This is a genomic window from Polycladomyces subterraneus (assembly GCF_030433435.1).
In the GTDB taxonomy this organism is placed as follows: domain Bacteria; phylum Bacillota; class Bacilli; order Thermoactinomycetales; family JIR-001; genus Polycladomyces; species Polycladomyces subterraneus.
Genome location: NZ_JANRHH010000004.1, coordinates 25126 through 51462 on the forward strand (window position 1 = coordinate 25126; position 26337 = coordinate 51462).

Sequence of the window (26337 nt, forward strand, 5' to 3'; positions counted from 1 at the left end):
ACCCGATGTCGCCACCGGGTTGATCACTGGAATCCAAATTTGTTCCGAAGCGCAGCCTCAACAGGCGGCGGAACCAGATCGCTGACATCCGCCCCATATTTGGCCACCTCTTTGACCATCTTGGAGCTGAGGAAAGAATATTGATTGTTCGTCATCATAAACAGGGTTTCCGCGTCCGGATTCATCTTTCGATTGATGGAAGCCAATTGCAACTCGTACTCAAAATCGGTAATCGCCCGCAGTCCACGAACAATGACATCCGCGTTCCGTTTGCGTACATAGTCGACCAACAGCCCGTCAAAGCTGTCCACTTCCACGTTTTTCATATCGGCCACCACTTCACTGATGAGGGCTTTCCGCTCGTCCACGCTGAACAAGGGCTGTTTCTGTGCATTATGTAGTACCGCCACAATCAGGTGGTCCACCACTTTGGAACTACGTTGGATGATATCGAGATGACCGTAGGTCAAAGGATCAAAACTTCCAGGATATACGGCAACCGTCACCGCCTCCACCTCCTAAACATTTCTTTGTAGCTGGTATAACCGGATCGCGGTGTCACCATACACCAGCTCGCGAGTAACGTGAAGTGCCTCTACCGCCTTCGGCAGCTCCTGATCAGACGCTGATTCGACAACGACCACACCGTTTTTTTCCAAGATCGGTGTTGCCGCCAATTGCTTCAACACGGGCACATGCCAACCTTCTCGGTACGGAGGATCAATAAAAACGAATTGAAAGCGAATCCCGCGACGGGCCAACACTCGGATGGCGGCTCGTGCGTCTCGCTGATAAATCTCCGCTTGTTCCTCGAAGCCGGCCAATTGAACATTGGCGCGGATCGTTTCCACACTCAACCGATGACGATCCACGAACACCGCGCGATCCACCCCGCGACTCAGGGCCTCCAAACCCAGAGCACCAGTACCGGCAAAGAGGTCCAGCACCCATCCGCCTTCAAAAAAAGGGCCGATGATGTGAAACAATGACTCCTTCACTCTGTCCGCGGTGGGCCTCACATGCTTGCCGGGAACCATTTTCAGTCGCAAACCGCGTGCAGCGCCGGCAATAATCCGCATGAGTCTATACACCCTCTTTTTTTGGACATGCCTGATCTGTCCGATCTGCAAGGAACACCCACAAAGTCCCGCAAAAGCAGTCTCCCGTTTCTCTTTCATCCTCCGGAAATTGCCTGCGATCCGAACCTCGCGATTTCCGGTTCTCTGATTGTAATTAGGTCGTCGTCACCTGGGGATACATTGCCCCTTTGTGGGTTTTCTGGACACGTCCCAGCGTCACTTGATAGGGAGAAGACTTTCACTCTTTCTCTGTTCTCAGCGAAACCTTCTGGGGTGTCATACCTCCAGACATGCCTTCTTCATCAACGTGAACATTTCTATCCTACCATAAAGAAAACATTGGTGAAAACGCGTTCATGCTGAGAGCAAAAAATCGGATAACCAAGGCGTATATTTTGCTTCGGATGTGGCAACGATAGGAATGGCGGCATCAACCGATGCCGTCAAACCGCGGAGAAGACTTACGTTTCCCCATAAGCTCTTCCTCCGGTTTCTCCTCTCCCATTTCAGTATCGGTGCAAAAGTGCACGGATACTATCGGCTCGCTGGGGTTACCCGCGAGTCCTTTTTTGTGCAAAAAAAAAATCCGCAGACTTGACATCGTCTGCGAATCAGACACTTTCCGGTTACCGTTTTTTACGACGCCGGTTCCTGCTTCGCCGTCCTCCGCTCTTGGCGGTATTCACTTTGGCTCTTTTCGCCTCTTTTGTTTCATCTGGAATCGGTGGAAACCCCTCCCAGTCTGGTACACTCCGGTTATTGCGATGCAGATCGTCCCACTGAGTGATCGGCGGCCACTCCATCATATCGGGGGCTCGCTTCTGTGTATTCTCCCCTTTTTCCAAAAGATGCTGCGGTGGGGGAATATCCTCAAAGTCCCATTCATACAACAGCCATTCTCTGATGTTTCGGGAGCCTTCTCGCTCCTGCGGTTCGGATGCTCCATCCTGATTCCGCGGCGGGGCCGGCCATTCTTCACCCCACGGCGGAGCCGGGGGCAACTCTCTATGACGTGGAGATTCCATCGGATTTAATTCGGTCATTCCATGCCGATGAGGCGATTCATGACCTTGCGGCGCGCCGGGAGGTTCGTGAGGTTGCAGTTGTTGTTCACGCAGACGCGAAAGGTGTTCCAGACGGTCTTTCAACAGTTGATCCACTTTTTCCTGTAACCAGCTCAAACCACGGGATTGGGGCTGGCTATGGGTCCGCAGTTTTTTCAAAGGGCGCCTTCCCCCTTTCAAGCTTTTGAATGTGCAACCATGGATACACTGCTATCGTATGACGGATGCCCTTATCCTGTCTGAGATATCGGCCCATTCAACCCACCCAATCTTTTGAGGGGGATTGCCCAAAGAGTGCGCCACCCTTTCACCTGACGGAAAATGACCAGGTACAACCTGGGGGTTGTCTTCAAAAAATTTTCTTTATCGCTATCCATCCATGCTAAGCCGGAAAATGTAAAGCTTACCGGAATTACGAAACAACCCCTAGCTGAACCGATCCACGTACCGCCGTTACACCATGTGCTTGAACATCATCCCTTGCGCGGGAGTCAGCACTTTTTCCAGGACCAACAGATCGATCATACGGTGCGACAATTCCTTTTTTCTCGGAGATCGCTTCAACATCTCCACTTCTTCCGGGGTAAACCAAGTTTCGTATAAATGAGTGGCATAATGCATCAGTTCCGATGTACCGCCATATCGCTTGATCCGTTTGGCTTCTTCAACGGCTTGGCGAATCCTTTCCGGGTGAATCGCCTTTCTTCCCAACGTCTGATTGATCGTTCTGGCCAAATCCATATAGAGCGCTTTATCCGGATTCACAGCTTTCTCCTCCATCTGACCGTCGGATCTCGACAGATAGTCACTCAGTTATCGATTTGATACCAACAGCCTATGCGTAATTGCCAAATCTGTTCACCTGGCCTGCAAAAATCGCGGGCGGAAGGTAGAATCCCAATAAAAAAAACGCCGAGTCGGCCGAAAAATATTTCTATGTGTTTACATCATTGGTTTGATATGGTATATTGGAGTTAGGCCAGCACCCAGATTTAACCAATTTCGGAAGCTTATTTTAAAAAATTCGGAATATATTTTTACCCCAAAGCAATCGGACTGAAACCTCTTGTTTATCCGCTCGTTTCCACCCCACCTACCGCTTTCTGACTTCACCATCTGTATTCCAACATCTGCGCTCCTTTCTACCATTGACCCCATTGACTTGACGGGAGTTGGCTGGCAAGTCCGCCGTCAGTAGCAGCCTTGATTAGAAAGGAGGGTACGAACGTGGAGAAATGGATCATACTCTTCTCTGCGGTCGTCAGGCTGATCGAGACACTGACACAACTGTCGCAGCGATATGGACGGCGTTACAAAAGGAAGGCGAGAAAAAAAGACCCATTCTGATGGTGAGACGGGTCCAACATCCGGGAGAAAACCTAGAGGCGCGGAACCTCTAGGTTTTTTCAGTCACAACATATTCTTATGTGCAAATCGACAACGTAAAACTTGTTCAATCAAAATTTACTTGTCCTTCTTCATCCAAACTTCGAAGGTAGCGGTGCAGGGGCGACCATTCATTGCGCTGCCAAAAATCAGGGCTTGTGATCAGCCGGATGGCATCCGTACGGGCAATTTCCAGGATCTTGGCATCCTCCACCACATCTGCCACCCGAAAATCGGGCAACCCGCTCTGTTTGACACCAAAGAAATCTCCCGGTCCCCTCAGTTCCAAATCACGTTGAGCGATTTCAAATCCGTCTGTCGTCTCTGTCATAATTCGCATCCGTTCCACGCCCGTTTCCGTTTTGGGATCAGCTACCAGAATGCAAGTAGCCGAACCGCCGCCGCGGCCCACCCGACCGCGCAACTGATGGAGTTGGGCCAATCCGAAACGGTCGGCATCATAAACGACCATTACAGTGGCGTTGGGTACGTTGACCCCTACTTCCACAACGGTGGTGGACACCAACACCTGGATGTCATTGGCCGCAAACCGCCGCATCACTTCTTCTTTCTCCGCCGGAGACATTTTTCCATGTAAAAGACCAACCCGCACGGGCGCCAGCGTTTGCGTCAATTCTTCAAACACAGCCTGGGCGTTTTGCAAATCCAGTTTCTCGGATTCGTCGATCAGGGGGCAGATGACATACGCCTGATGATGGTTGCGGCATTCCTTCGCGATAAATTGCACCACACGTGGCCATACATCGGATTTGACCCAATAGGTGTCGACAGGTTGACGACCGGCCGGCATTTCATCGATCACCGAGACATCCATATCCCCGTAAACCGTGATCGCCAGTGTACGAGGAATGGGCGTCGCCGTCATATGGAGTACGTCCGGTGCTTCTCCTTTTTCCCGAAAACGGGCCCGCTGCTTCACCCCGAACCGGTGTTGCTCGTCGGTGATCACCAATCCCAAACGTTGAAACGTCACAGGCTCCTGGATCAACGCATGCGTTCCCACCACCACATCGGTCAACCCCATCTGCAATTCACCCAGTACTTCCCGCCGCTCTTTGGTGGTCAAACTTCCCGTCAACAAAGCCAAACGGACGCCGTACGGTTCCAGGAGCTTCCGCAATGACTGCATATGCTGCTCAGCCAGGATCTCGGTCGGCACCATCAACGCGCCCTGACAACCGCTCAGATAATTGGCGTAGAGCGCGATCGCTGCAATGACCGTTTTACCTGAACCCACATCTCCTTGCAACAGACGGTGCATCTGCTCCGGCGCTCGCAAATCGTCCAAAATTTCGCGGACGACACGCTGTTGGGCACCCGTCAGGGAAAACGGCAAACCCTCGATCATTTGTTTGACTTGACCTGTATCAAATTCATGGGCAATGCCTTCTACCCGTTCACGCGTCTGCCTGCGCCAATGAAGAAGTTTCAATTCATACAAAAACAGCTCCTCATATGCCATTCGACGTCGAGCACGGCTTCCTTCCTCCCTGCTTCGAGGAAAATGGAGACGATACATGGCCTGCGCCCGGTCCATCAACCGGTACCGTTCAATGATCTCCGCCGGCAACACCTCTTCAATTTGTCGTCCAAACTGAAGAAAAGCCTGATGGATGGTTTTGCGCAACCAAGCGACCTTGATGCTGCCCGAGATCGAATAGACCGGCAAGAGGCGACCGGCTTGCTTTTCCTGCTCGGCACTGTTGAAAAAAGTCCGATCCGCAGTAATCTGCAGACGATGCCGATCCCACTTTCCCGAAACCATCAGGGACTGCCCTATTTGGAGCTTGGATTTGAGATATGCCTGATTGAACCACACCACTTGAACCGCCAAACCGTCCACATCCAGTTTGGCGCTGATGCGGGACTTTTTTCCGCCATACCATCGGATGCTGGGGAGAGTGATCAACTTGCCCCGGACGGTGACGCGCTCCTCGTGCTCCGCCGAGGTCAGATCGACCAGACGGTAATCTTCGTACCGGTATGGAAAATAGGTCAACAAGTCCTCCACGGTTCGGATGCCCAACTGCTCCAGCTCTTCTGCCCGCTTTTCTCCCACTCCCGTCATTGCCGTCACTGGCGTGTTTCTCAAATCCATCCGTTCACTGTGGCGTCCCCCCGAAAATCCGACGTTCCAATGCCCGTCCCGTCGGGGTCGCCGCCAACCCTCCCAATGCCGTTTCTTTCAGGGCCACCGGCATATCCCGGCCGATCTTATACATCGCCTCCACCACTTCATCCGGCGGAATAACGCTCTCTACCCCGGCCATCGCCATATCTGCCGCCACCATGGCGATCGCTGCTCCCATCGCATTGCGTTTGACGCAGGGGGCTTCGACCAGTCCGGCAACAGGATCACAGACCAAACCCAACATATTTTTCAACGCAATTGCCACTGCTTGCGCTGACATCGAGGGGGTTCCACCGGCCATTTCCACGACAGCAGCAGCCGCCATCGCCGTAGCGGACCCCACCTCGGCCTGGCAACCTCCTGCTGCCCCGGAAATGCATGCATTGTTGGCGATGATATATCCGATCGCCCCGCCGACAAACAGCGCCCGTACCATCGTTTCCCTGTCTGAGTTCAACCGGTTGGCTGCGGTAAACACACAGCCGGGCAGAATACCACATGAACCGGCCGTCGGCGTGGCGACGATCGTTCCCATCGCGGCGTTTACTTCAGATACGGCTGTCGCACGTGAAACCGCATCCAAAACTGTCGGGCCGGACAGTAGAAGTTTCGCTTTGTTTTTGTAGTCTTGTATCTTTTTGGCGTCACCGCCCGTCAATCCACTGTGGGAACGGATATCTTCCGTCAGGCCACGGTGGATGGCTTGCTCCATCACATCCAGATTTTGCTCCATCATGCGGAAGATCGACTCGCGGGATTCCCCCGTCGCTTCCATCTCCGCCCGTATCATCACTTCCGAGATCGGCATTTGTTCCGACTCGGCAATTTCCACCAATTCGGCTATCGTTCGAAACTTCATGGAGATCCGTCTCCTTTTCGATGACGTGTTGCTGAAAACTGATGAAGATTCCTTTTTCCTACAGTTATGATAGCACACCATCCAGGAAAAAATCAGCCGCCGAACCCCGGAAATCACGGGATCGACGGCCTTTCGATAAAGGTCATCGGTATGTGACGATGAACCGGACATACCCGTGAATCATGACAACACGGTCACACCCGTGATGCCTTCTTGCGCCTCGATTTCGGCTTTCACCTCTTCACTCACCGACTGATCGGTCTCGATGGTCATCAGAGCCAGCGAACCTTTTTCCTTACGCGAAACCTGCATATAACCAATGTTGATTTGATGGCGAGCCAAAATCCCGGCTACGGTGGCGATGGCACCATACCGGTCATGGTGCAGGACGAGTAATGTCGGTGCATTACCGGACAGGTTGAGTGAAAAACCGTTCAGTTCGGTGATCTCCATCTTGCCACCGCCGATGGAGATCCCTACCACTTCCGTCGACCCATTCTCGTCTTCCAGCAAAATCCGTGCCGTGTTCGGGTGATCCGGCACTTCCTCCGACTCCTGAAAGATCACTTCGATCCCTTGTTCACGCGCGATTTTCAAAGAATCGACAATCCGTTTGTCAAATGTGTCAAAATCCAACACACCACCGACGATGGCGATGTCGGTGCCGTGTCCTCGATACGTCTTGGCAAAAGAACCGTAAAACGTAATCGTCACTTTTTTCGGTTTTCTACCAAACAATGCGCGGGCCGCCCGTCCGATCCGTGCCGCTCCGGCTGTATGAGAACTGGAGGGGCCGATCATGATCGGCCCGATAATATCAAACACCGTACGATACTTCATCCACACTCACTCCTCCTGCAACCACCTACTCGCCATTATTGCCTCGCTCCGCCCGTGAAAAAAGAGAGGATAAAATAATGATAGCAATCACCGGGTACATTTATGCAGGCAAAACGACGACCGCAATCGTTCCCGGTCCGACATGAGTGCCGACCACCGGACCAACTTCCGTGATGACAACATCTTCTACCGCAAATTCGGTGCGCAGTCGCTCCGCCCATTTCTCCGCCTCTTCTGGCCTGTTGGCGTGGCATACTGCCGCTTTTTTCAAACCTTTTTCCCCAGCTTTTTCCCTGACCAGTTCAATGACACGGGCTTCAGCCTTGCTCTTGCCGCGCACTTTATCCAGGGGATATACTTCGCCGTTTTCGTTGAAGGAGAGAATCGGCTTGATGTTCAACAACGATCCGACGAGTGCGGACGCTTTTCCGATCCGGCCACCTTTTTGCAGATATTCCAGCGTGTCCACCATGAAATAGACACCCATCTCGTCGATCATCCGGTTGACCAGAGCGACACATTCGTCGAGCGACCGTCCTTCCTTGGCTGCGCGGGCCGCTTCAACCACGATCATGCCGATGGGGTATGACGCTTTTTTCGAATCAATGACGGTAACTTTGAACTCTTCCTCCACCATCGATTTCGCCAGCAGCGCTGACTGAAACGTACCGCTTAAAGCGGAAGACAAGTGGATGGAGAGAATATCCACGTTACCGTCTTTGGCCGCCTCCCGATATGCTTCCACAAATTCGATCGGGGACGGCTGCGAAGTCGTCGCCAACTCATCCGCTTCCTGTAACTTTTGATAAAACGTTTCTGGTTGGATTTCTACTCCGTCCAAATACGATTGACCCTGCAAATGCACTTTTAAAGGGACAACGGAAATCTCCAGTTCCTGTACCAATTCGGCGGGAATGTCCGCTGTGCTATCGGTGATTACTTTTACTTTGCGCAATGCAATAAGCACCTCCGCGGTTATTCTACGGCAAACAGGAAGAAATACAATGGTTGACCGCCATAATGCACTTCATATTCCACATCGGGGTAGTTTCGCTTTAGAAAATCGGATAACTCCTTGACCTGTGCGTCGGTGACGTCCTTCCCATACAGTATGGTGACGACATCGGCCGGCTCTGACAACATTTTCTGGAGCAAGTCCCGGGAAGTGGCCAGCAGGCTGCCACCCACCGTTTCAATTTTGCCTTCTCGAATACCCAGGAAGTCCCCTTCTTTGATCTCCAGGTCCTGCACGTTGGAATCGCGAACCGCATAGGTGACTTCGCCCGAACGTACTCGAGTCAGGCTTTCCGTCATACGCCGCCGGTTCTCCTCCAAGTCGGCGTCCGGTTGGAAAGCGAGCAGTGCTGCCAACCCTTGCGGAACCGTCTTTGTCGGTAAGACTGTCACCGGGGTTTCGACGATATGTACCACCTGTTCCGCCGTGAGGATGATATTCTTGTTGTTGGGCAGAATGATGACATGTTTGACGTTTAACCGCTCAATTGCCCGGGCGATATCCTCCGTGCTGGGGTTCATCGTCTGCCCGCCTTCGATAATCACATCCACGCCCAAACTGCGGAAGATTTCCGCAATGCCGTCCCCCGCAGCAACCGCTACCAGCCCGTAGGGCTTGGGCTCCACCACCTTTTCTACCGGTGGTTCAGTCGGGGAAACCGACACTACCTTTTCCACGATGTTGGCGTGCTGCTCCCTCATGTTCTCAATTTTGATGCGCGTGAGCCCACCATATTGCATGGCAAAGTTGAGCGCATCTCCAGGACGCTCGGCATGAATGTGCACTTTGACCAGATCGTCGTCAGTCACTACCAAGAGCGAATCACCAAACTGCGCCATCTCCCGGCGAAACACCGTCTCGTCAAATGCATCCTTCTCCAACATGATCATGAATTCGGTACAATATCCATGCTCGATTTCGGATGCGTCGATTTTGGACTGTGCGCTTTGATGTGCTACCGCTCCCAAGGATTCAGCAGGCTCTACGACGGTCGCTAGTGATTTCGACTCTTCTCGCTGCACCATTCCTTTCAAAGCGGACAAAAAACCTTCATAAATGAGGACCAATCCTTGTCCGCCCGCATCCACCACACCAGTTTGCGCCAACACGGGCAACAATTTGGGGGTGCGAGAGAGGGAGAGGCGTGCTTCTTCCAACACAGCCTCCATCACCGCCACCACATCGTTCGTCTGGCTCATACGCATCAGCCCTTTTTCCGCCGCTTCCCGCGCAACTGTGAGAATGGTGCCTTCAACTGGTTTGATCACAGCTTTATAGGCAGTTTCCACCCCCTTTTGGAAAGCCAAAGCCAAATCCCGCGCTGTCAATGTCGCCTTGTTTGCAACGGATTTGGCAAACCCACGGAACAACTGGGATAAAATGACGCCGGAATTTCCGCGCGCCCCCATCAGCAAACCTTTTGATAGCGCTTCCGCCAGTTGCCCCACATGCTCACTCTTTTTCCGTTCCACTTCCTTGGCGCCGGAAGAGAACGATAGATTCATGTTGGTCCCCGTATCACCGTCCGGTACGGGAAAAACGTTGAGAGCGTTTACTTGTTCCACGTGTTTGTCCAGTTGGTGCGCTCCCGCCCAAATCATGAGTGAAAAAAGTGTCGCGTCAATCTGTTGATGTGTCAACAGTGCTCCTCCTTACAGAAAATGCTAACGAGAACCCCACGGTTTCATTCGTTGGATAAAAGGCTGCGTTACCCGGAACCTCCTATTGATATGGCTAGAGCAACCGATCTGTTGATGAAGCGAGCGTATGAGCAGTTGCTCCTCCCACTGCGAGTGGGCCACGTTCCTTCAAACGCCATGGTATGAGGTTCCAGTACCCTCCCACCGAGTAAAACCATAGGGTGAAAGAAGGAACCAGCGTACTTTTTGGTACGCCGCCCATGTAGGTATATACAACCGGGATTTAGAATTGCAAGGGACGGGGTGATGACCACCTCTGAACTTGGTGTTGTTTAATACGGAAACCGACCCAAGAGTCCCACAAATCCCTCAAGAATTGCACTTGAGGTGCGTAAGCCGTGTGGAGTGTCAATCTTCGTTGACCAACCGTACTCCTTGAACAAAGATGTTCACCCGGTTGACCTCGATACCCACCATTTGTTTCAGTGTGTACTTCACTTTGGATTGAACATTGTTCGCGACTTCGGAGATTTTCGTTCCGTAGCCGACGATAATGTACATATCGACCACCACTTCACCCCGATCGATCCGGACCTCGATCCCTTTGCTCAAATTTTCCCGTTTGAGCAACTCCGTGATACCGTCTTTCAATTGGCTGCGTGAAGCCATGCCGACCAAGCCGTAGCAATCCATGGCTGCTGCACCGGCAATGGTGGCAAGAACTTCGTTGGCTACTTCGATGTGCCCTAGATCATTGGCCAATTCGAGACTCATCGTCATTCCTCCTTGGGAGAGGTCACTCTTTTGCACATTCAGCACAATTGTACAACAACATGTTAGGAATTAAAAGTTACCAAACAATCTTAGTTGGTTAACCCGTTCCTTGCAAGGGTGCTGGGGTTGTGCTAAAATGTGTAGGTGTTTTGCTATCTATGAGAGGAAACTGGGGAGGTGTTCAGAGTGGCCCGTCGTTGTTTCATCACCGGTAAAGAAGGACGCACCGGAAACAAAGTTAGCCACTCCAACCGCAAGTCCAAGCGCAAATGGGGCGTCAATGTTCAAAAAGTGCGCATCTTGGTGGACGGCAAACCGAAACGCGTCTATGTGAGTGCCAAAGCTCTTAAATCGGGAAAAGTAACCCGCGTCTGACCGGACTGCGGGTTTTTTTGAAGCCGTCAAAAAAAGCACCGTTTGCGGTGCTTTTTTCGTGGACACGCCGTCATCGTCCCTAGTCTCCCCGGGACGTGAGCTAACGCGCGTGATGGATCAAGATGGATGAAGCTCATTTTTCCTTCTGAAACATGCTCAAGAGGGCTCTGACCATCCCACCGAGAAATTTCGGGAGCTTGATGGTGTAAAACTTCACCCTTACCCCTCCTTACCGCTGTTAGTACGCACGTAAAATTCCGTGTTCGTTGACGTCATTTATTTATATGCGACGGAGGGGAAAGTGTGCCCATAAACAAACTCTGGAACCATAAGAGACCATGTTTTCCCGTGAAAGCGATGCGGACGATATAGAGCAGACACGCTAAACGGCAGATGCGTCATTGCTCTCCACCACCAGCAACACACCGGAGCGGATGACGATGACTGCCTGATCCGCTTCCCATTCATTGCTGATGCCCCACGTGTCACCCCGTTTTAGCGTCGCCTCTTTCAATGGATAACGAAAGCCCGTCAGTGTTACCCCGCTCACTTCCTCTGACACCGGCAGCAGCGAACAATAGGCGTACCGATCTCGCGGAAGAACAAGCGACCCAGCACCCTTCATCAGTCGAAGCCGGTTCCATCGGTTCTGAATGATCCCGACACTGCCTCGATCTGCGATGCGCTCCAGCAAACTCACGTTGGCCCATGCATGATCAAAGCGCGTCCCGCCCAGCGCTCCCAACAACAGAATTTCTTGCGGGTCGTGCATCAACGCTTGCTCCACCGCGTACTGCGTATCAGTCAAATCCTTCTCCGCCGGCAATCGACGTGTAGGAACACCGGATTCACACAAAGAATGTAAAAAATCCTCACCCGCCGTGTCGAAGTCACCGACAGCCAAATCGATGCGTACACCTGCCTCCCACAGGCGAACAGCACCGCCGTCGACGCCAATCACCACGTCACCCGGACGAATGGCTGAAAAGTCTCCGGTGTCGGTAGACCCCCCCGCCACAATCACGACACGCTCTGTCCCATGCAATTTCCCACTCACCGTTGTTTCATCACCAACTGCGGTGCCTGTGTAATCAGGATTGTCATGAGCACTGCTGCGATGATCACATCAGGCAAGATGTAGGAAACATTGTAAAGGAAGGAATACATGGCTACATTCATCCCTTTGGGTGCATACTGACCAAACCAGATCACACCTGAGATGAAATGGGACAGCAAGCGCAAACCCCCAGCAAGAATCAAACCCAGAATGGCCCGCGTCACCTGCTTACCGCGAGGTATGTCCCGATTCGGGGCGAACACGCCAGACAGGCCCAGTGCCGCAAAAGCCAGCGGATAATCCAACACCACTTGCACAGGATGCACCACAAACGGTTCCACCATCAAATTGATCAGTCCAACCAACAAACCGCAAATCACGCCGGCCACCCATCCACGGCGAAAGGATAACAAAGCGATGGGCAGCATCACCAGGCTGATGGAACCTCCTTGCGGCCAAAACCCCTGGATTTTGACGTACGTGGACAACAATACTCCGATTGCAGCCATGATGGCGATTTCGGTTAACGTCAACAACCGTCGTTGACTGGTCAATATTCATTCCTCCTTTTTCGCGTTATTTTCATCTCTCGTCGATCGATTGCGGCCATCATTCCACATCACTGCCGAAAATTCATCTCTATTATTGTCAAGGCAGGTACGGTTGACAAGACAGCCGGGGCCGTTTCCCTTCATTTTACAGGGAAACGGCCCCAATTTTAAACCCTATTTATCATGTTTCCAGTGCGTTTCTCGCCGCTTCCCGCAACCGACGCATCGCCTCTTCTCGATCCTCAGCCCCAAACACTGCAGAGCCGGCGACTAACACATTGGCACCTTGCGCTACAACATCGGCCGCGGTATGCGGGTTGATCCCTCCGTCCACTTCCAATGCGACATCCATTCGACCCACGCGTTGCAACATGTCGCGAACTTGACCGATTTTCGGCAGTACCGATGAGATGAACTTCTGACCACCGAAGCCGGGATTGACCGTCATCAGCAAGATCAGGTCCACATCAGGCAAAATGGGTTCCAATACCCCTGCGGGCGTAGCCGGATTGAGGACCACGCCCGCCTTGACACCATGCTCTTTGATCAGATGAACAGTTCGGTGAAGATGCGGACACGCCTCAACATGCACACTGATCCAGTCGGCGCCGCTACGTGCAAAAGCGGGAATGTACCGATCCGGTTCCTCGATCATCAAATGAACGTCCAAAGGGAGACTCGTATGAGGCCGGATCGCTTCCACTACAAGCGGACCAATCGTCAAGTTGGGAACAAAATGGCCGTCCATCACATCCACGTGAATCCAGTCCGCTCCCGCCGCTTCCACTTCCTTGATCTCCTCTCCCAGTCGGGAGAAATCGGCGGAAAGAATGGATGGTGCGATTTTGATCATGCTCAATACCTCCGTAACGCTTCGACTTCCTGCAAGAACTGAAGGTAGTGCTCATACCGTCCGGCATCAACTTCCCCTTTCTCCACCGCTGACCGGACAGCACAGTCCGGCTCATTGCGATGAAGGCATCCTCGGAATCGGCAATCAGGGGAGCGCAGACGGAATTCAGGGAAGCAATCGCTCAAATCGGTTGCTTCCATTCCTTGAAATGTCAACTGACTGAATCCTGGTGTGTCCGCCACTTGACCCCCATCAGGAAGATCCAATATCTCCACCGTTCGCGTCGTATGCCGCCCCCGGCCGATCTTGCTACTGACAGATCCGGTCGCCAGTTGAAAACCGGGGTGAATGGCGTTGAGCAAAGAAGATTTGCCCACTCCGGACTGGCCGGCAAATACCGATAACGTTCCTTTCAGATATTGCCTGACTGTATCGATGCCTTCCCCCGTCACCACACTGGTGGCCACCACCGGATAACCGGCTGTTTCGTAAATAGATCGGACCCGTACGATTTCCTCCTCATCCGACACCAAATCCGTTTTGGTCAGGCAAATCACCACATCCAGCCCTGCCTTTTCACAATGCACCAACACACGGTCTAACACCATGAGTTGAATTGCAGGCTCACGCAAAGCGCTCACGACGATCGCCTGCTCCACATTGGCAATCGGAGGGCGAATCAGTTGGGTCTTGCGCGGTTTTACTTCTGTGATGAAGCCTTGACCGTCGCCCGTCCAGTCGAAGCGAACGAGATCGCCCACCAACGGTGTGACGTTTTTCTTTTTAAACACGCCGCGCGCGCGGCATTGCACCTGTTCCCCTTCCGGCGTCCGCACATAGTAAAAACCGCTGACAGCCCGAACGATTTGCCCCTCCGGCATAACATTCCTCCTTGTCGTATGTATTCACGCCACAAAATGGCGGGTCACGTCTCCCGCCGCAAACCAACGACGGGAAAACGGCACAGGGACCGTTTTCCCGTATCCCCCTCTATTCATCTTTCCCTATGTGAGAAATCTAACAAACCTATGCAGACGGAAGTCCCCTTGTTTACGGTTTTCCTCCTTGGGATGGCGGGGGATCAACCTTATTGTCTGCGTCTACCCACACATAGATGGTGGCGCCTGGTTTCACCCATGTACCGGGTGCGGGGTATTGTTCATACACCTTTCCGTGAACACCAGGAAAATCCCACCACCGGGGCTTAATATCAAATCCCGGGGTATGTTCCACCCTGCTTTGAAATTTCCCCCTAAAATCGGGCACCTGTACCATGCCTTCATTGGAAGCGACGTACAAAGTAACCGGCGAGCCGGGCTTGACGGAAGTCCCGCTCGCCGGCTCCTGGTTGAAAACGACACCCGGTTCGACGCCTTCTTTGCTTTCCCTTTGAATTTGCCACTTCAAACCGTGACTTTTTAACCACTCTACCGCTTCTCTACGGGGCTTGTTGGTCAAATCTACCAACGTCACCGACTGAGCGGTCGGTTGATTTTTGTTCATCGCGCCCTGGTCCTCACCCGCGCTGGAGAAGAGGCTCCACAGGCTGGTGAATCCGAAGATGGTCAAGGCAATGATCACGACCATGGTAAATAGTCCAAACAGAAGTTTTTGCCACCACGGCATGTTGGCCTGCATATTCTCCAGCCAGATGACGGTACGCTGCAAAACGGTCTTGTTTTGGTCAGCCGGTATATTGCGCAGGCGCTCCAAGCTGGCCATGGTGTCCTGACCCACCTTTGTAGATTGGCGCGGTTCCTCCGCTTTCGCAGCCGCTTCCACACGGGACAACGTGGCGATCGGTTTGGTATTTTCGTCATCCTTAGTTTCAGAACGCCAACGCGGCGCTTCCAACCGGTCCGAATGGAACGCAAATTTAAGCTCCTGCATCATCGCTTTGGCGGACGGGAAACGGTTTTGCGGATCTTTTTCCAGCGCCCGCATGATAATGTCGATCAGTTGATCTGGAATGTCCGGATTCCATTGCCGCGGATCAGGCACGGGCTCCTGCAGGTGTTTGAGCGCGATGCCGATCGCCGAGTCACCATCGAACGGCAATACGCCTGTCACCATTTCGTACAGTACCACACCCAACGAGTACAGATCGGATTTTTCACCGATCACACCCCCGCGCGCCTGCTCAGGGGAGAAATAATGTACCGATCCCATCACCGAACCGGTTTGCGTGATGGTAGACGAGGTGGCCGCACGGGCGATGCCGAAATCAGTCACCTTGGCTCGTCCGTTGGAGCCCAACAAAATGTTGTGCGGCTTGATATCCCGGTGAACAATCTGATTTTCGTGAGCGTGCGCCAACGCATCGCAGATCTGGATTGCAATGGCAGCCGCTTCTTCCGGAGGCAAAGGGCCGTTTTCTAAAATAAACTCCTTCAACGTCGGCCCTTCCACATACTCCATCACGATATAATGGGTGTGGCCGTCCTTGCCCACGTCATACACGTTGACGACGTTGGGATGTGACAAACTGGCTGCCGCCTGCGCTTCCCGACTGAAACGGCGGATAAACTCCGCGTCGTTACTGAGTGACTCGTTCAGCACCTTGATAGCGACATACCGGTTCAACAAAAGGTCCTTCGCTTTATATACCACGGCCATTCCGCCACCGCCGACACGACTGATGACGTGGTAACGCCCACCCAGCTTTTTCCCTTCCATATTCATGTCACCCCGCTCCTCCTCCGACCTATCCCGAATATGTTTTTCTCGCCCGGGTATTTTTCAGCAAGATCAAGGAAATATTATCCGTTCCCCCCGCTTCATTGGCCAATTGTACCAACCGATCGGCCTGTTGGTCCAACGTCAGCCGGGAGGTCAACACCAACCCGATCTGGCGGACATCCACCATGCCGGTCAAACCATCTGTACACATCAGCAAGGTGTCCCCCGGGTTCCATGGTGTCTCAATGATGTCCGCTTCCACTTCTTCATTGGTGCCCAACGATCGAATGATCACATTACGCTGGGGATGATTCCGCGCTTCTTCCTCCGTGATTTGGCCGTGTTTTTTCAGGATGTTCACCAGCGAATGATCTTCCGTCAATTGATACAGGCCACCTCGATGGAGCAGATAGGCACGGCTGTCGCCAATGTGGGCGAGCACAATTTCACGTTTGGCGATGACGGCGGCAATGAGTGTAGTGCCCATCCCTTTATATTTTTGCACTTCGTTCGCCAATTGGAAGACGCTTTGGTTGGCTTTTTGGACGGCCTCCAGAAGACGTTGACGACGCTCCTCCACATCTGCCCTAGAAGAGAGTGTATCCAATTCCCGACGGATGATCTCGACGGCATGCCTGCTGGCTACGTCTCCGGCTTGATGACCGCCCATCCCGTCAGCAACCACAGCAACCAGAGCCCCTTTTTTTGTGCGAAACAGACCGATGCTGTCTTCGTTGTGCTTGCGCACCCGGCCTGTATCGGTCCGCCATGCCATCTTCATCCCCGGTAACCCCTTTCCTCATCTACATGGAAAAACGCTCCCATTCATTGGATGGAAACGAGGATTCAGCCGTAATAGTTCCTAGGCTCCCGCTTCCATTATGTTTTCTCTTGATCATTTTGTTGTTGTGTTCTCCAGTTTTTCCAGATGTTTAGCCCTCAATTGTCCGCAGGCGGCTGCAATATCGCTGCCGTGTTCCCGGCGGATTGTCGCCGAAATGCCGAGGGATTCCAAAATGCGCTGAAAAGCGATTACCTGCTTCCGCGGCGTCCGTACATAATTCCGTTCCGGGACGTAATTGACCGGAATCAGGTTGACCAAACAATCAAGCCCCTGGAGCAGCTCGGCCAGCTCGTGCGCATGCACGTCCTGGTCGTTCACACCCCCGATGAGAGCATACTCGAACGTGATCCGCCGCCCGATTTTCCGCAGGTAATACCGACATGCCTCCATCAGATCCGGCAACGGAAAGCGACGATTGATCGGCATCAACTTGGATCGCAGTTCCGTATTCGGGGCGTGAAGCGAAACAGCCAGCCGCACTTGCAAGCCTTCGTCGGCAAACTGGTAGATCTCCGGAATCACGCCACTGGTGGAAACCGTGATGTGCCGTTGTCCAATATTCAACCCTTTGGCGTCATTGATCACACGGACAAATTGCAGCGTCGCCTCATAGTTTTCAAACGGCTCCCCCGACCCCATGACGACGACGGAACGCACCCGTTCCCCTTCTTGATCGAGGTATTGTTGGGCCGCGACCACTTGTGCAACGATTTCCCCCGCTTGCAGGTTTCGCTTCAATCCTCCCAATGTTGATGCGCAAAACGTGCAACCGATCCGACACCCGACCTGAGTGGTGACGCAAACGCTGATCCCGTAATCATGGCGCATGATGACGGTTTCGATCGCATGCTGGTCCGGGAGCGCGAACAAAAATTTCACCGTCCCGTCCCGGGAAACCTGCTTCGTGATCGCATTCAACGGTTGGATCACAAAGGACTCGGCCAGACGCGAACGTAAAACTTTGGGTAAATTGGTCATCTCGTCAAAGGAAGTGGCTCTTTTTTGATATAACCATTCCATGACCTGAGTCCCGCGCCATTCGGGCAATTCGTGTTTGCGCATCCACGCTTTCCAGTCTTCGTGCGTCAGATCGTATGCAAAAGCATTCATGTTCATTCCCACCATTTTTCGAATTCCATGCAATGAATCATTCAAAACAATCCTCATTATATCAAGCTTTTGTGGAGGTGAAAAGTCGGGGTACATAAACCTGCATGCGATACCGGGTGTGTGACCATCAATCGGCAAAACGGAACACATCGAAGATATTGTTTGGCCAACATACCCATCCAATAAGCAAAGGGCACAACAGCAAACGAGATCCGTGGAAGAAATGTTTCTCACAATCACCCCTTGCGGCTACGTGAACAATCCCACCAAAATGGTCCCAGTTATCACTGATCATTCCTGACGTGTCGGGATTGAATGAATTTGGACATGTCCCTGTACTCCCTGTTCACTCGTCATTTGACATCCAATCCGAATCGTCGGTTTTCCACCTGATACTTTAGATCAATCTGAGCATTTGGGTATTGCTTGTTCCAATTGAGTGATTTCCAAATATCCGGATGAAAAGCGCGTATTTCATTGCCAAACCCAAACACATCCGTTTTCCATTCCTTTTGTGTTTTTCGCAACACACTGTTTCCCATACGTTCATACCATTGCCCCACTGTGTTTTCCACCTTCTCAATATGCCCGTCTTGGCTGAGATCAATCGGACACGTTTTTTCCGAAATCTCCCCGTTGACAAGTATACGGACGTGAATACAAACATTGCCTTTCGTTTTGTTGATTTGATATTTGGTTTTCACTCTGGTCGGCTGAAACACGATTTCCCCTTTTCCATCGGGACAAGGAACGCTGACGGGATCGCCTGTTTTGGATTCTTTGGCTTGCAATAAAATAGCGCTTTCTTGCGTATTGAGCGTGCCTACCATTTTGTCCTTTTTGAACAAAGCCAGCCCCAGCCATCGCACCGTGTCCTTCTCGGCTTTAATATAGTTGAGATATGGATTCAACGCCGGGTTGAATAAGGCTTTGAATATCCTCCCCATTGTCATGTCGGCCATGCTGCCGTCTCTGACCCCGCTGTCCACCATGTCCATGATATATACAGTAGGAACTTGTTCCAATTTGGTTTTCACCTGCAACACGGATTGGGCCTCCCCTTTTACGACCAAGGGCCAGAGCCGTCTGCGGATGAGAGGATGCCGCCGGAAACCGTCCATCAACGGCAAAATCCCTTTTTTCGCCACTTTTTCTCCGATCAAGACCAAACGGGCATGACCCAGAAACACCTCTTGGTTCGTCTGGTTTTGAATGTCATTCATCGCTTCCATGAGCGTTTTCCCTTTCCCGGTCAGCATCTGCACGGCATCTTCCCCTCCTCCCCCTCCGCCACCACCGGCACCGAAAATCTTGAGTGGATTGGGCACTTGGACGGAGACTTTGTATCCTGCCGGGTCTTGATCAACCGCCAGCGCGAGGACCGATGTCCGTTCCTCGATTTCACGCTGGTCCCAACACCCCGTCAGCAATGCCACCAACAATATCCATACCATCATACCGCGAAACAATCGAAGGCGACCGATGCACTTAGCCAATTTCCACGACGGATGATCATGAAGGCGCCACATCCTCGGTCCCTCCTTTGATCTTGCGAATGACGGCGATGATCAACAAAAAAGCGGAAACAAGAAGGGCGTATCCAATCAATACGATTCCGATCCAATCCCGTACGAGAAATGCGGTTTTCATATCAGGCGGCCAGATTGCAATCACATACAAAACGGGGACGCACCCCAAGGCGATCCATTTGCGAAACCGATCTGGCCACCGAAACGCCACCATCGTCGTATTGATAGCCGTATTGAGGTTGATGATCAAAGTGGTGAACACAGCAACCATCCAGACGGTGACGATCGCTGATTCCAGCCGCTCCAGAATATGGCCGGGAATACTCGCCACCTTGATCAATTCGTACGTGGGATATGTCATTCGCACCAATTCAAACGGGCCGAAGGTGGCGAGCGAAGCCATGAACGTGGTCCAATACAATAGAGTCACAACGGAGATCCCTGTCATATGTCCGATCATCGCTTTTTGTGGCTGTTGGTAATCGGGCATATAGTTAAGCACAAGCTCAAATCCGGCAAATGCGAAAAAGCTGGTCAACAAGCCACGCAGCAATTGTGTCAGATCGACCTGAAAAAGCGGAAGCAGGTTTTCCAATTCACCCCGCTGTAACCAGGTAATGAGGTTCAACACAAACGGAATGAACAAAAACGGTAACAAAAACTCGTTGAACCGTGCGATTACTTCTGTTCGTTGGGCTGCAACGACCGCTCCCACCGCGATCATGGAAAAAATGATAAATGGAAGAGGTGTTCGTGGCAAAACCATGGCGACCAGACCCTCGCCAAATAGACGGCTGACCAAGGCGGATGTCAACAGCCAGAGAAGAACGCTGATGACGATCAACGGAGCCGCCATGATTTTTCCCAACCAAGGAGCCCGCTTGCTTCCGAGAATGCGGGGAATGTACTGGACAAAGTGCTGATCAGGAAACCGCAGCCCCAATTTCGTAATAAAAAAAGTCCCCAAAGCGACCAACATTCCACCCAACGGAAAGATCCACACCCCGTCCGTTCCCGCATCTTTTGCGACACCCTGCGGCATGGAGAGCACCCCAACCCCGATCATCGCAGACGTGATCAAGGCGAAGGCTTGATAGGTGGAAACCGTCTTTTGCGTCATTTGCTTGGATGACGAGTTCAAGTTGTGTTCCCTCCTTCTTCTTGTCGCTGCGTATCGCCGGGCTTGATAATTTTGGGCCGATCCTTCATCCATTGCCACGGTACCCGGATTAATGTGTCTTTCAAATCGGTCCAGTTGATTGGTGAAAACGGTGCCAAATAGGGCACCCCGAACGACTTTAATTGCACCAGGTGCAACAACATGAGCATCAACGCAAGCGTGATGCCGTACAACCCGAGGATGGATGCCACGATCATCAGCGGAAAGCGGATCAGACGGAGTGAGATAGCAGCGTTGTAATAGGGGTTAGCGTACGAACTGATCGTCGTCAACCCGACGATGATCACCATCGCAGGACTGACGAGCCCGGCTGACACCGCCGCATCCCCGATCACCAAAGCCCCCACGATCCCGATCGTCGGACCGATCGGACCCGGCAGTCGGATGCTCGCCTCCCGTAACACCTCTACACTGGTCTCCATGATCAGCGCTTCGACGATGGAAGGGAACGGCACCGTCGCCCTACCCGCGGCCATTGCGATCGCCAATTTGGACGGGATCATCTCCGGGTGAAACGATACAAAAGCAATGTAAAGCGCAGGTAACAACATCGCGATAAGCAAACTCAGCAAACGGATCATCCGCAAAAATGACGTAATCAAGTATCGCTCATAATAATCTTCGGGACTGTAATAGAACTGGGTAAACACCGCCGGCGCGATCAATGTGTTCGGCGTACCGTCAACTAAAATGGCCACTTTCCCTTCCAGCAAATGACCCACGACCGCATCCGGTCGTTCGGTGTTTTGCAACTGAGGAAACGGTGTCCAAATCTGATCCTGAATCAATTCCTCGATATATCCCGATTCCAATACACCGTCAATTTGAATGTTCTGTATCCGATTCTCCACTTCTTGTACAACTTTTGGATCTGCCACGCCCTCGATGTAGAAAAGGGAGACGTTGGTTTTCGTCCGTTTGCCGACCATGTAGTTTTTCAACCGCAAGTCGGGATCTTTCAATCGCCGGCGAATCATGGAGGTGTTGATACGGATTGTTTCAGTCAGTCCTTCACGCGGACCACGAATCACCGCTTCCGCACGCGGTTCGCTGACCCCTCGTTTTTCCCATCCGCGCGTGCCAATGATCAAACCGGTATCGGATCCGTCCAAAAACAAAATGGTATCTCCCGACAATAAGCCGTTGACGATTTCCTGCATTTTGGTCGACCGCTTCATCTCACCGGTCTGCACCAAGCTCTCATTGACCATCTGCCATAAGTCCGTCTTGACTTTCAAGCGTTCTCCTTCCACCATCAACGGATGAAGAATGAACTGATCCACAATAGCCATGTTGACCAGACCGTCGATGTATAAAACGGATGCTTTGCGATCCGGTGCGTATTGAATGGTGAAAACGCGTGAGATGACGTCAGCACTATCTCCCAACAATTTGACCAGATATTGGGCGTTTTTCTCCGCATCCGGCGTGACGGCGGTATCTTCCACCCGCTCCTTCACCTTTTGCTCCGCTTGCTGTTCCAGTTTTTCCGCCTTTTTGCGCGTGCGTTTGCGTGTCCATTTGTTACCCTGTTGTTCCATGATCATCACCACTCTTAACATCCCCGCTTGCCAAAAAAACCATACCAAGGAAAAAAGAAGACCTGATGCCTAGCATCAGGTCAAGTCTTGCAATTTCCAATCATCAGTCAGAAATGGGAATATCAATCCATTATGTTTGTACCACTAACGTTTCGTGACCGTTAGTTTCTTCTTTGGAGTGCCCCCATGGGGAACGGTGCAATTCCAGATGTAATAAGGGCGCCAGCACATTGGCAAATGCCTGCAAATACGTTTTTTCCGCATCCGAGTATGTTTTCTGTTCATCTCCCGTCACACTGAGGATGCCGATGACCTGTTCTCCCATCTTGATCGGCACACATATCAGGGAATGATACACTTTTTGCGCTTTGGGATGCGCTTTGAATCGGTTCCCTGGTGCGTGGATGTCGCCGGAAAAATAGACCTCGCCCGTGCGGTATGTATACCCTGCTGCCGAATCGTCGATCGGCAACCGCAACTTCTTCATGCCCTCCGGTGTGTGCGCCGCGGCTTCATGCACCTTGAGTGTGCCGTCACCAGCGGAGACAAACACGCAAACACGCGGGTTGTTGGCCTTGTTCACGGTCATGACGGCGACGAGTTGAGATAGAAAATACGTATAAATGGCTCTTCGCTGCTGTTCAAAATCCTCCTGGGAACCGTAAAGAACAACGGCAATTTCCTCGGAAAGCGTCTTGACCGATTCGATCACCATCTGGGCGCGCTTGTATTCATGGGACATGCGTTCGTTGGTTTCCTTCAATTCATGAAGCGTTTTATGCGGTTCGATGACAATCCCCCAGAGTGCAATCCGGTCCCCTTTTTTGGCCCGCCAAACGAAGACGACAGCCACCGTGACCATCAACGCGAGCAAGGCGTAGGTGAGTAACGGGTTATTGATGATCACTTTTACAATAAACCCCAGATCCGTATCCATCGGCTGTTTCACCACCTTTTTTTCCAAAAATCGCCGGCAGGACCCGGGAGCCACCCACCGGCGACATATAGTCTCTATTTTTGTTTTATCATGCGGGTGATGAAAAAACCATCCGTGTTCAACTGATGCGGCAACAATTTGACCATTCCCGACTCCACCCAACAGTGCTTGACCACCGTCTCCGATAACAATCGCGGCAATTGTTCATCCGCCCGAAATTCGGGATGACGTGCAAGAAACGATCGCACCTGTTCCTCGTTTTCCCGTGGCTCCAATGTACACGTGCTGTAGACCAATATACCGCCTGGCCGAACCATTCGGCTCACCGCATCCAGCAATTCCCGCTGCAGAGCAATCAACGGCTCGATATTTTCGGCTTCTTTGCTCCACTTGATATCCGGTTTGCGGCGGATCACGCCCAAGCCGGAACAAGGCGCATCCAACAGGACAAAATCAAACTCTGGTTCAGATGTATCCAATTTCCTGGCATCCGCTTGGCGGGCTTCGATGATGGTGATGCCGAGCCTTGTAGCATGATCACGGATTAAATCCACTTTGTGCGCATGGATATCGCAGGCAAGGATGTGGCCGCGGTTGTTCATCAACTCGGCCAAGTGGGTCGTTTTGCCTCCCGGTGCTGCACAAGCGTCCAAGCCACGCCAACCCGGACGGGGGGCCACCACCTCAGCCACCAGCATGGAAGCTTCATCCTGAATGGTGAAATACCCCTCCTCAAATCCGGGCAAACGGGCGGGACTACCCCCGCCTCGGTAACGGATTGCCTGCACGGAAACGGGGGAAGGTTCCACTGTCGCCTCCGGGCGGGCCTCCGCCAGCCGTTTCAGGACCGTGTCCCGATCTGCTTTGAGTCGATTGACGCGCAGTCCGGTAGCGGGAGGCCGATTGTTCGCTTCCAAAATCGCGGTGGCGGTCGGTTCGCCATATACGTCGATCATCCGCCGAACCAACCATTCCGGATGAGAGGTGGTGATCGCCAGACGTTCAACTGTCGGCATGGACGTTGGCGGTTCAGGAACAGACGGTTGACGCAGCAATGCCCGCATTACACCGTTGACCAAGCCGCTGATCCCGCGATGCCCCCGTTTTTTGGCGATCTCCACAGTCTCGTGTACGGCTGCCCTGGCGGGAATCCGATCCAGGTACACCAATTGATAAACACCCATCCGCAATAGCTGACGCACCCACGGCTGGAGTGAATCCACCCCTTTTTTCACCAGTGCATCCAGCAGCCAGTCCAACGTTTTTCGCCTCTGAATGGTGCCATATACCAGTTCCGTGGCCAAACCGCGATCGCGCGGTGACAAATCCGCCTCATCCAATGCATGGTCCAACACCAGGTTACTGTAGGCATCGCGTGTTTCCACTGCGATCAGCACATCCAATGCCACTTCCCTGGCTGATTTGCGCCGTTTCATTCCCTGTCCCCCAAACGTTCACCCGGCTCCATATTGCGACCGCGCACGAATTGCGCCACTGTCATCCGCTTCTTGCCGGACGGTTGCAACTCTTGAATGACGACAGCCCCTTCTCCGGCGGCGACGGTAATGCCGTCCTCCTCAACGTTCAGCACCGTTCCCGGCACCGAATCATGCTGGACATCGGCGACCTCGACCCACCACACTTTCAATGGTTTCCCCTGCCACATCGTAAACGCTACCGGCCACGGGTGCAAACCGCGTACCCGGTTGAAAATGGCACGGGCCGGCTTGGACCAATCGATCCGCTCATCCTCCCGCCGAATGTTGGGTGCATATGTAACCAGGGATTCATCCTGTGGCACCGGTTGAATCTTCCCTGCCAACAATGCAGGGATCGTCTCCATCAACAGTTCCGCTCCCAAACGGCTCAATTTGTCGTGAAGCGAACCGACGTGATCCGTTTCTTCGATTGGGATGGCCCGTTGTGACAGAATATCGCCGGCATCCAATTGCTCCACCATGTACATGATGGTGACCCCCGTCTCTTTCTCACCATTGATCAACGCATGGTGGATCGGCGCCCCACCCCGATATTTGGGCAACAGCGAAGCGTGTACGTTAATGCAACCCCATCGCGGCGCTTCCAACAATTCGGACGGGAGCAATTGTCCATAGGCGGCGGTGACCACCAAATCCGGTTTCAGTGCCAAAATCTCCTGTAAAGCTGTCGGATCGCGCAATTTTTCCGGTTGAAAGACAGGGATGCCGTAAGAGAGTGCCGCCGTTTTGACGGGCGGCGGGGTCAACACTTGTTTGCGTCCTTTGGGACGATCAGGTTGCGTCACAACACCGACGATCGGATAGGCTTGTTCTACCAGCACCTGCAAAGAAGGCACCGCGAAATCCGGGGTGCCCATGAACAAAATGCGAGGTTTTTCACTCACGCTTCTACTTCCTCCTCTTCATCCGGCCGGAATACGCGTTCGGCGATATCAATGAACAGGATGCCGTTCAAATGGTCCACTTCATGCTGGAAAATACGGGCCAAATAATCTTCCGCTTCCATCTCGAACGGCTGTCCGTAGCGATCTTGCCCTTTAACCCGCAATTGGTAGGCGCGGCGCACGACACCCAGCAATCCTGGAATGCTCAGGCAGCCCTCCGGCGGCGATAATTGTTCACCCTTCATATCCACCAATTCAGGATTGACCACTTCGATCAGTCCGTTTCCGTCATCAACCACGATGACGCGTTTGGAAATGCCCACTTGGGGTGCTGCCAAGCCCACTCCCTTGGCGTCGTACATCGTTTCCGCCATATCATCGAGCAATTTGTGCAGACGCTCATTAAATTTGGTGACCGGTTTTGCCTTTTCTTTCAAAATCGGATCGGGATATTTGACGATTCTTCTGATGGCCATGCGCTTCGCCTCC

Annotated in this window: 26 protein-coding genes; 1 reads left to right on the forward strand and 25 read right to left on the reverse strand. The window is 52.6% G+C overall.

From position 1 onward, the window contains the following. Positions 1 to 23 precede the first annotated feature (23 nt). From coaD to NWF35_RS00625, 10 genes are all read right to left on the reverse strand, one after another. Positions 24 to 506, reverse strand: a complete 483-nt coding sequence (coaD, locus tag NWF35_RS00580; RefSeq protein ID WP_301237167.1) for a pantetheine-phosphate adenylyltransferase — start codon at positions 504 to 506, stop codon at positions 24 to 26. A gap of 12 nt (positions 507 to 518) precedes the next feature. Beyond that, positions 519 to 1079 carry a 16S rRNA (guanine(966)-N(2))-methyltransferase RsmD gene (gene rsmD / locus NWF35_RS00585; RefSeq protein WP_301237168.1) on the reverse strand — a complete coding sequence of 187 codons (561 nt, stop codon included), beginning with the start codon at positions 1077 to 1079 and terminating at the stop codon, positions 519 to 521. Between the two features lie 626 nt (positions 1080 to 1705). After that, positions 1706 to 2302: a hypothetical protein gene (locus NWF35_RS00590; RefSeq protein WP_301237169.1), complete on the reverse strand. Its 597-nt coding sequence runs from the start codon at positions 2300 to 2302 to the stop codon at positions 1706 to 1708. A gap of 294 nt (positions 2303 to 2596) precedes the next feature. Then, positions 2597 to 2908 carry a DUF2461 domain-containing protein gene (locus NWF35_RS00595; RefSeq protein WP_301237170.1) on the reverse strand — a complete coding sequence of 104 codons (312 nt, stop codon included), beginning with the start codon at positions 2906 to 2908 and terminating at the stop codon, positions 2597 to 2599. A gap of 688 nt (positions 2909 to 3596) precedes the next feature. Then, complete coding sequence (recG, locus tag NWF35_RS00600) at positions 3597 to 5648, reverse strand: ATP-dependent DNA helicase RecG (protein WP_301237171.1); 2052 nt, start codon at positions 5646 to 5648, stop codon at positions 3597 to 3599. 4 nt (positions 5649 to 5652) lie between these two features. Then, a complete protein-coding gene (gene sdaAA / locus NWF35_RS00605; RefSeq protein ID WP_301237172.1) occupies positions 5653 to 6540 on the reverse strand; it encodes an L-serine ammonia-lyase, iron-sulfur-dependent, subunit alpha in 888 nt (295 codons plus the stop codon). A 180-nt stretch (positions 6541 to 6720) separates the two neighbouring features. After that, positions 6721 to 7380 carry an L-serine ammonia-lyase, iron-sulfur-dependent subunit beta gene (gene sdaAB, locus NWF35_RS00610; RefSeq protein ID WP_301237173.1) on the reverse strand — a complete coding sequence of 220 codons (660 nt, stop codon included), beginning with the start codon at positions 7378 to 7380 and terminating at the stop codon, positions 6721 to 6723. A 100-nt stretch (positions 7381 to 7480) separates the two neighbouring features. Then, complete coding sequence (locus tag NWF35_RS00615) at positions 7481 to 8335, reverse strand: DegV family protein (RefSeq protein ID WP_301237174.1); 855 nt, start codon at positions 8333 to 8335, stop codon at positions 7481 to 7483. A gap of 20 nt (positions 8336 to 8355) precedes the next feature. Next, positions 8356 to 9996, reverse strand: a complete 1641-nt coding sequence (locus NWF35_RS00620; RefSeq protein ID WP_301237205.1) for a DAK2 domain-containing protein — start codon at positions 9994 to 9996, stop codon at positions 8356 to 8358. Between the two features lie 447 nt (positions 9997 to 10443). After that, positions 10444 to 10809: an Asp23/Gls24 family envelope stress response protein gene (locus tag NWF35_RS00625; protein WP_301237175.1), complete on the reverse strand. Its 366-nt coding sequence runs from the start codon at positions 10807 to 10809 to the stop codon at positions 10444 to 10446. 186 nt (positions 10810 to 10995) lie between these two features. Between NWF35_RS00625 and rpmB the strand changes: the two genes are divergently transcribed. After that, positions 10996 to 11184 carry a 50S ribosomal protein L28 gene (gene rpmB / locus NWF35_RS00630; protein WP_212772548.1) on the forward strand — a complete coding sequence of 63 codons (189 nt, stop codon included), beginning with the start codon at positions 10996 to 10998 and terminating at the stop codon, positions 11182 to 11184. Between the two features lie 133 nt (positions 11185 to 11317). Here the strand turns inward: rpmB and spoVM are convergent, their stop codons facing one another. The 15 genes from spoVM to def form a co-directional block, all read right to left on the reverse strand. Next, positions 11318 to 11401, reverse strand: coding sequence for a stage V sporulation protein SpoVM (gene spoVM, locus NWF35_RS00635; protein ID WP_205493194.1), 84 nt, complete (start codon positions 11399 to 11401; stop codon positions 11318 to 11320). A 165-nt stretch (positions 11402 to 11566) separates the two neighbouring features. Then, positions 11567 to 12241, reverse strand: coding sequence for a thiamine diphosphokinase (locus NWF35_RS00640; RefSeq protein ID WP_301237176.1), 675 nt, complete (start codon positions 12239 to 12241; stop codon positions 11567 to 11569). Beyond that, on the reverse strand, positions 12238 to 12795 hold the full coding sequence (gene thiT / locus NWF35_RS00645) for an energy-coupled thiamine transporter ThiT (protein WP_301237177.1): 558 nt from the start codon (positions 12793 to 12795) through the stop codon (positions 12238 to 12240). Before thiT ends, NWF35_RS00640 begins: the two co-directional genes overlap by 4 nt. Positions 12796 to 12973: 178 nt before the next feature. Further along, entirely contained in the window at positions 12974 to 13645 is a 672-nt protein-coding gene (rpe, locus tag NWF35_RS00650; protein ID WP_301237178.1) for a ribulose-phosphate 3-epimerase, read from the reverse strand. 2 nt (positions 13646 to 13647) lie between these two features. Next, on the reverse strand, positions 13648 to 14526 hold the full coding sequence (gene rsgA / locus NWF35_RS00655) for a ribosome small subunit-dependent GTPase A (protein ID WP_301237179.1): 879 nt from the start codon (positions 14524 to 14526) through the stop codon (positions 13648 to 13650). Between the two features lie 169 nt (positions 14527 to 14695). Continuing rightward, positions 14696 to 16321 (reverse strand): Stk1 family PASTA domain-containing Ser/Thr kinase, encoded by a 1626-nt coding sequence (pknB, locus tag NWF35_RS00660; RefSeq protein WP_301237206.1) that lies wholly within the window; start codon positions 16319 to 16321, stop codon positions 14696 to 14698. Between the two features lie 28 nt (positions 16322 to 16349). After that, positions 16350 to 17105: a Stp1/IreP family PP2C-type Ser/Thr phosphatase gene (locus NWF35_RS00665; RefSeq protein WP_301237180.1), complete on the reverse strand. Its 756-nt coding sequence runs from the start codon at positions 17103 to 17105 to the stop codon at positions 16350 to 16352. 114 nt (positions 17106 to 17219) lie between these two features. Then, positions 17220 to 18278: a dual-specificity RNA methyltransferase RlmN gene (gene rlmN, locus NWF35_RS00670; RefSeq protein WP_301237181.1), complete on the reverse strand. Its 1059-nt coding sequence runs from the start codon at positions 18276 to 18278 to the stop codon at positions 17220 to 17222. A gap of 353 nt (positions 18279 to 18631) precedes the next feature. Further along, positions 18632 to 19807, reverse strand: a complete 1176-nt coding sequence (locus tag NWF35_RS00675; RefSeq protein WP_301237182.1) for a Ger(x)C family spore germination protein — start codon at positions 19805 to 19807, stop codon at positions 18632 to 18634. Beyond that, positions 19791 to 20948 (reverse strand): GerAB/ArcD/ProY family transporter, encoded by a 1158-nt coding sequence (locus NWF35_RS00680; protein ID WP_301237183.1) that lies wholly within the window; start codon positions 20946 to 20948, stop codon positions 19791 to 19793. Before NWF35_RS00680 ends, NWF35_RS00675 begins: the two co-directional genes overlap by 17 nt. Then, positions 20945 to 22534, reverse strand: coding sequence for a spore germination protein (locus NWF35_RS00685; protein ID WP_301237207.1), 1590 nt, complete (start codon positions 22532 to 22534; stop codon positions 20945 to 20947). Before NWF35_RS00685 ends, NWF35_RS00680 begins: the two co-directional genes overlap by 4 nt. Before the next feature lie 124 nt (positions 22535 to 22658). Continuing rightward, entirely contained in the window at positions 22659 to 23465 is an 807-nt protein-coding gene (locus tag NWF35_RS00690) for a GAF domain-containing protein (protein ID WP_301237184.1), read from the reverse strand. Positions 23466 to 23539: 74 nt separating this feature from the next. Beyond that, on the reverse strand, positions 23540 to 24901 hold the full coding sequence (gene rsmB, locus NWF35_RS00695; protein WP_301237185.1) for a 16S rRNA (cytosine(967)-C(5))-methyltransferase RsmB: 1362 nt from the start codon (positions 24899 to 24901) through the stop codon (positions 23540 to 23542). Continuing rightward, positions 24898 to 25821 carry a methionyl-tRNA formyltransferase gene (gene fmt, locus NWF35_RS00700; RefSeq protein ID WP_301237208.1) on the reverse strand — a complete coding sequence of 308 codons (924 nt, stop codon included), beginning with the start codon at positions 25819 to 25821 and terminating at the stop codon, positions 24898 to 24900. Before fmt ends, rsmB begins: the two co-directional genes overlap by 4 nt. Positions 25822 to 25844: 23 nt before the next feature. After that, the gene (gene def / locus NWF35_RS00705) at positions 25845 to 26324 is read right to left on the reverse strand and encodes a peptide deformylase (RefSeq protein ID WP_301237186.1); all 480 of its coding nucleotides are present in this window, start codon (positions 26322 to 26324) and stop codon (positions 25845 to 25847) included. Positions 26325 to 26337: the final 13 nt, after the last annotated feature.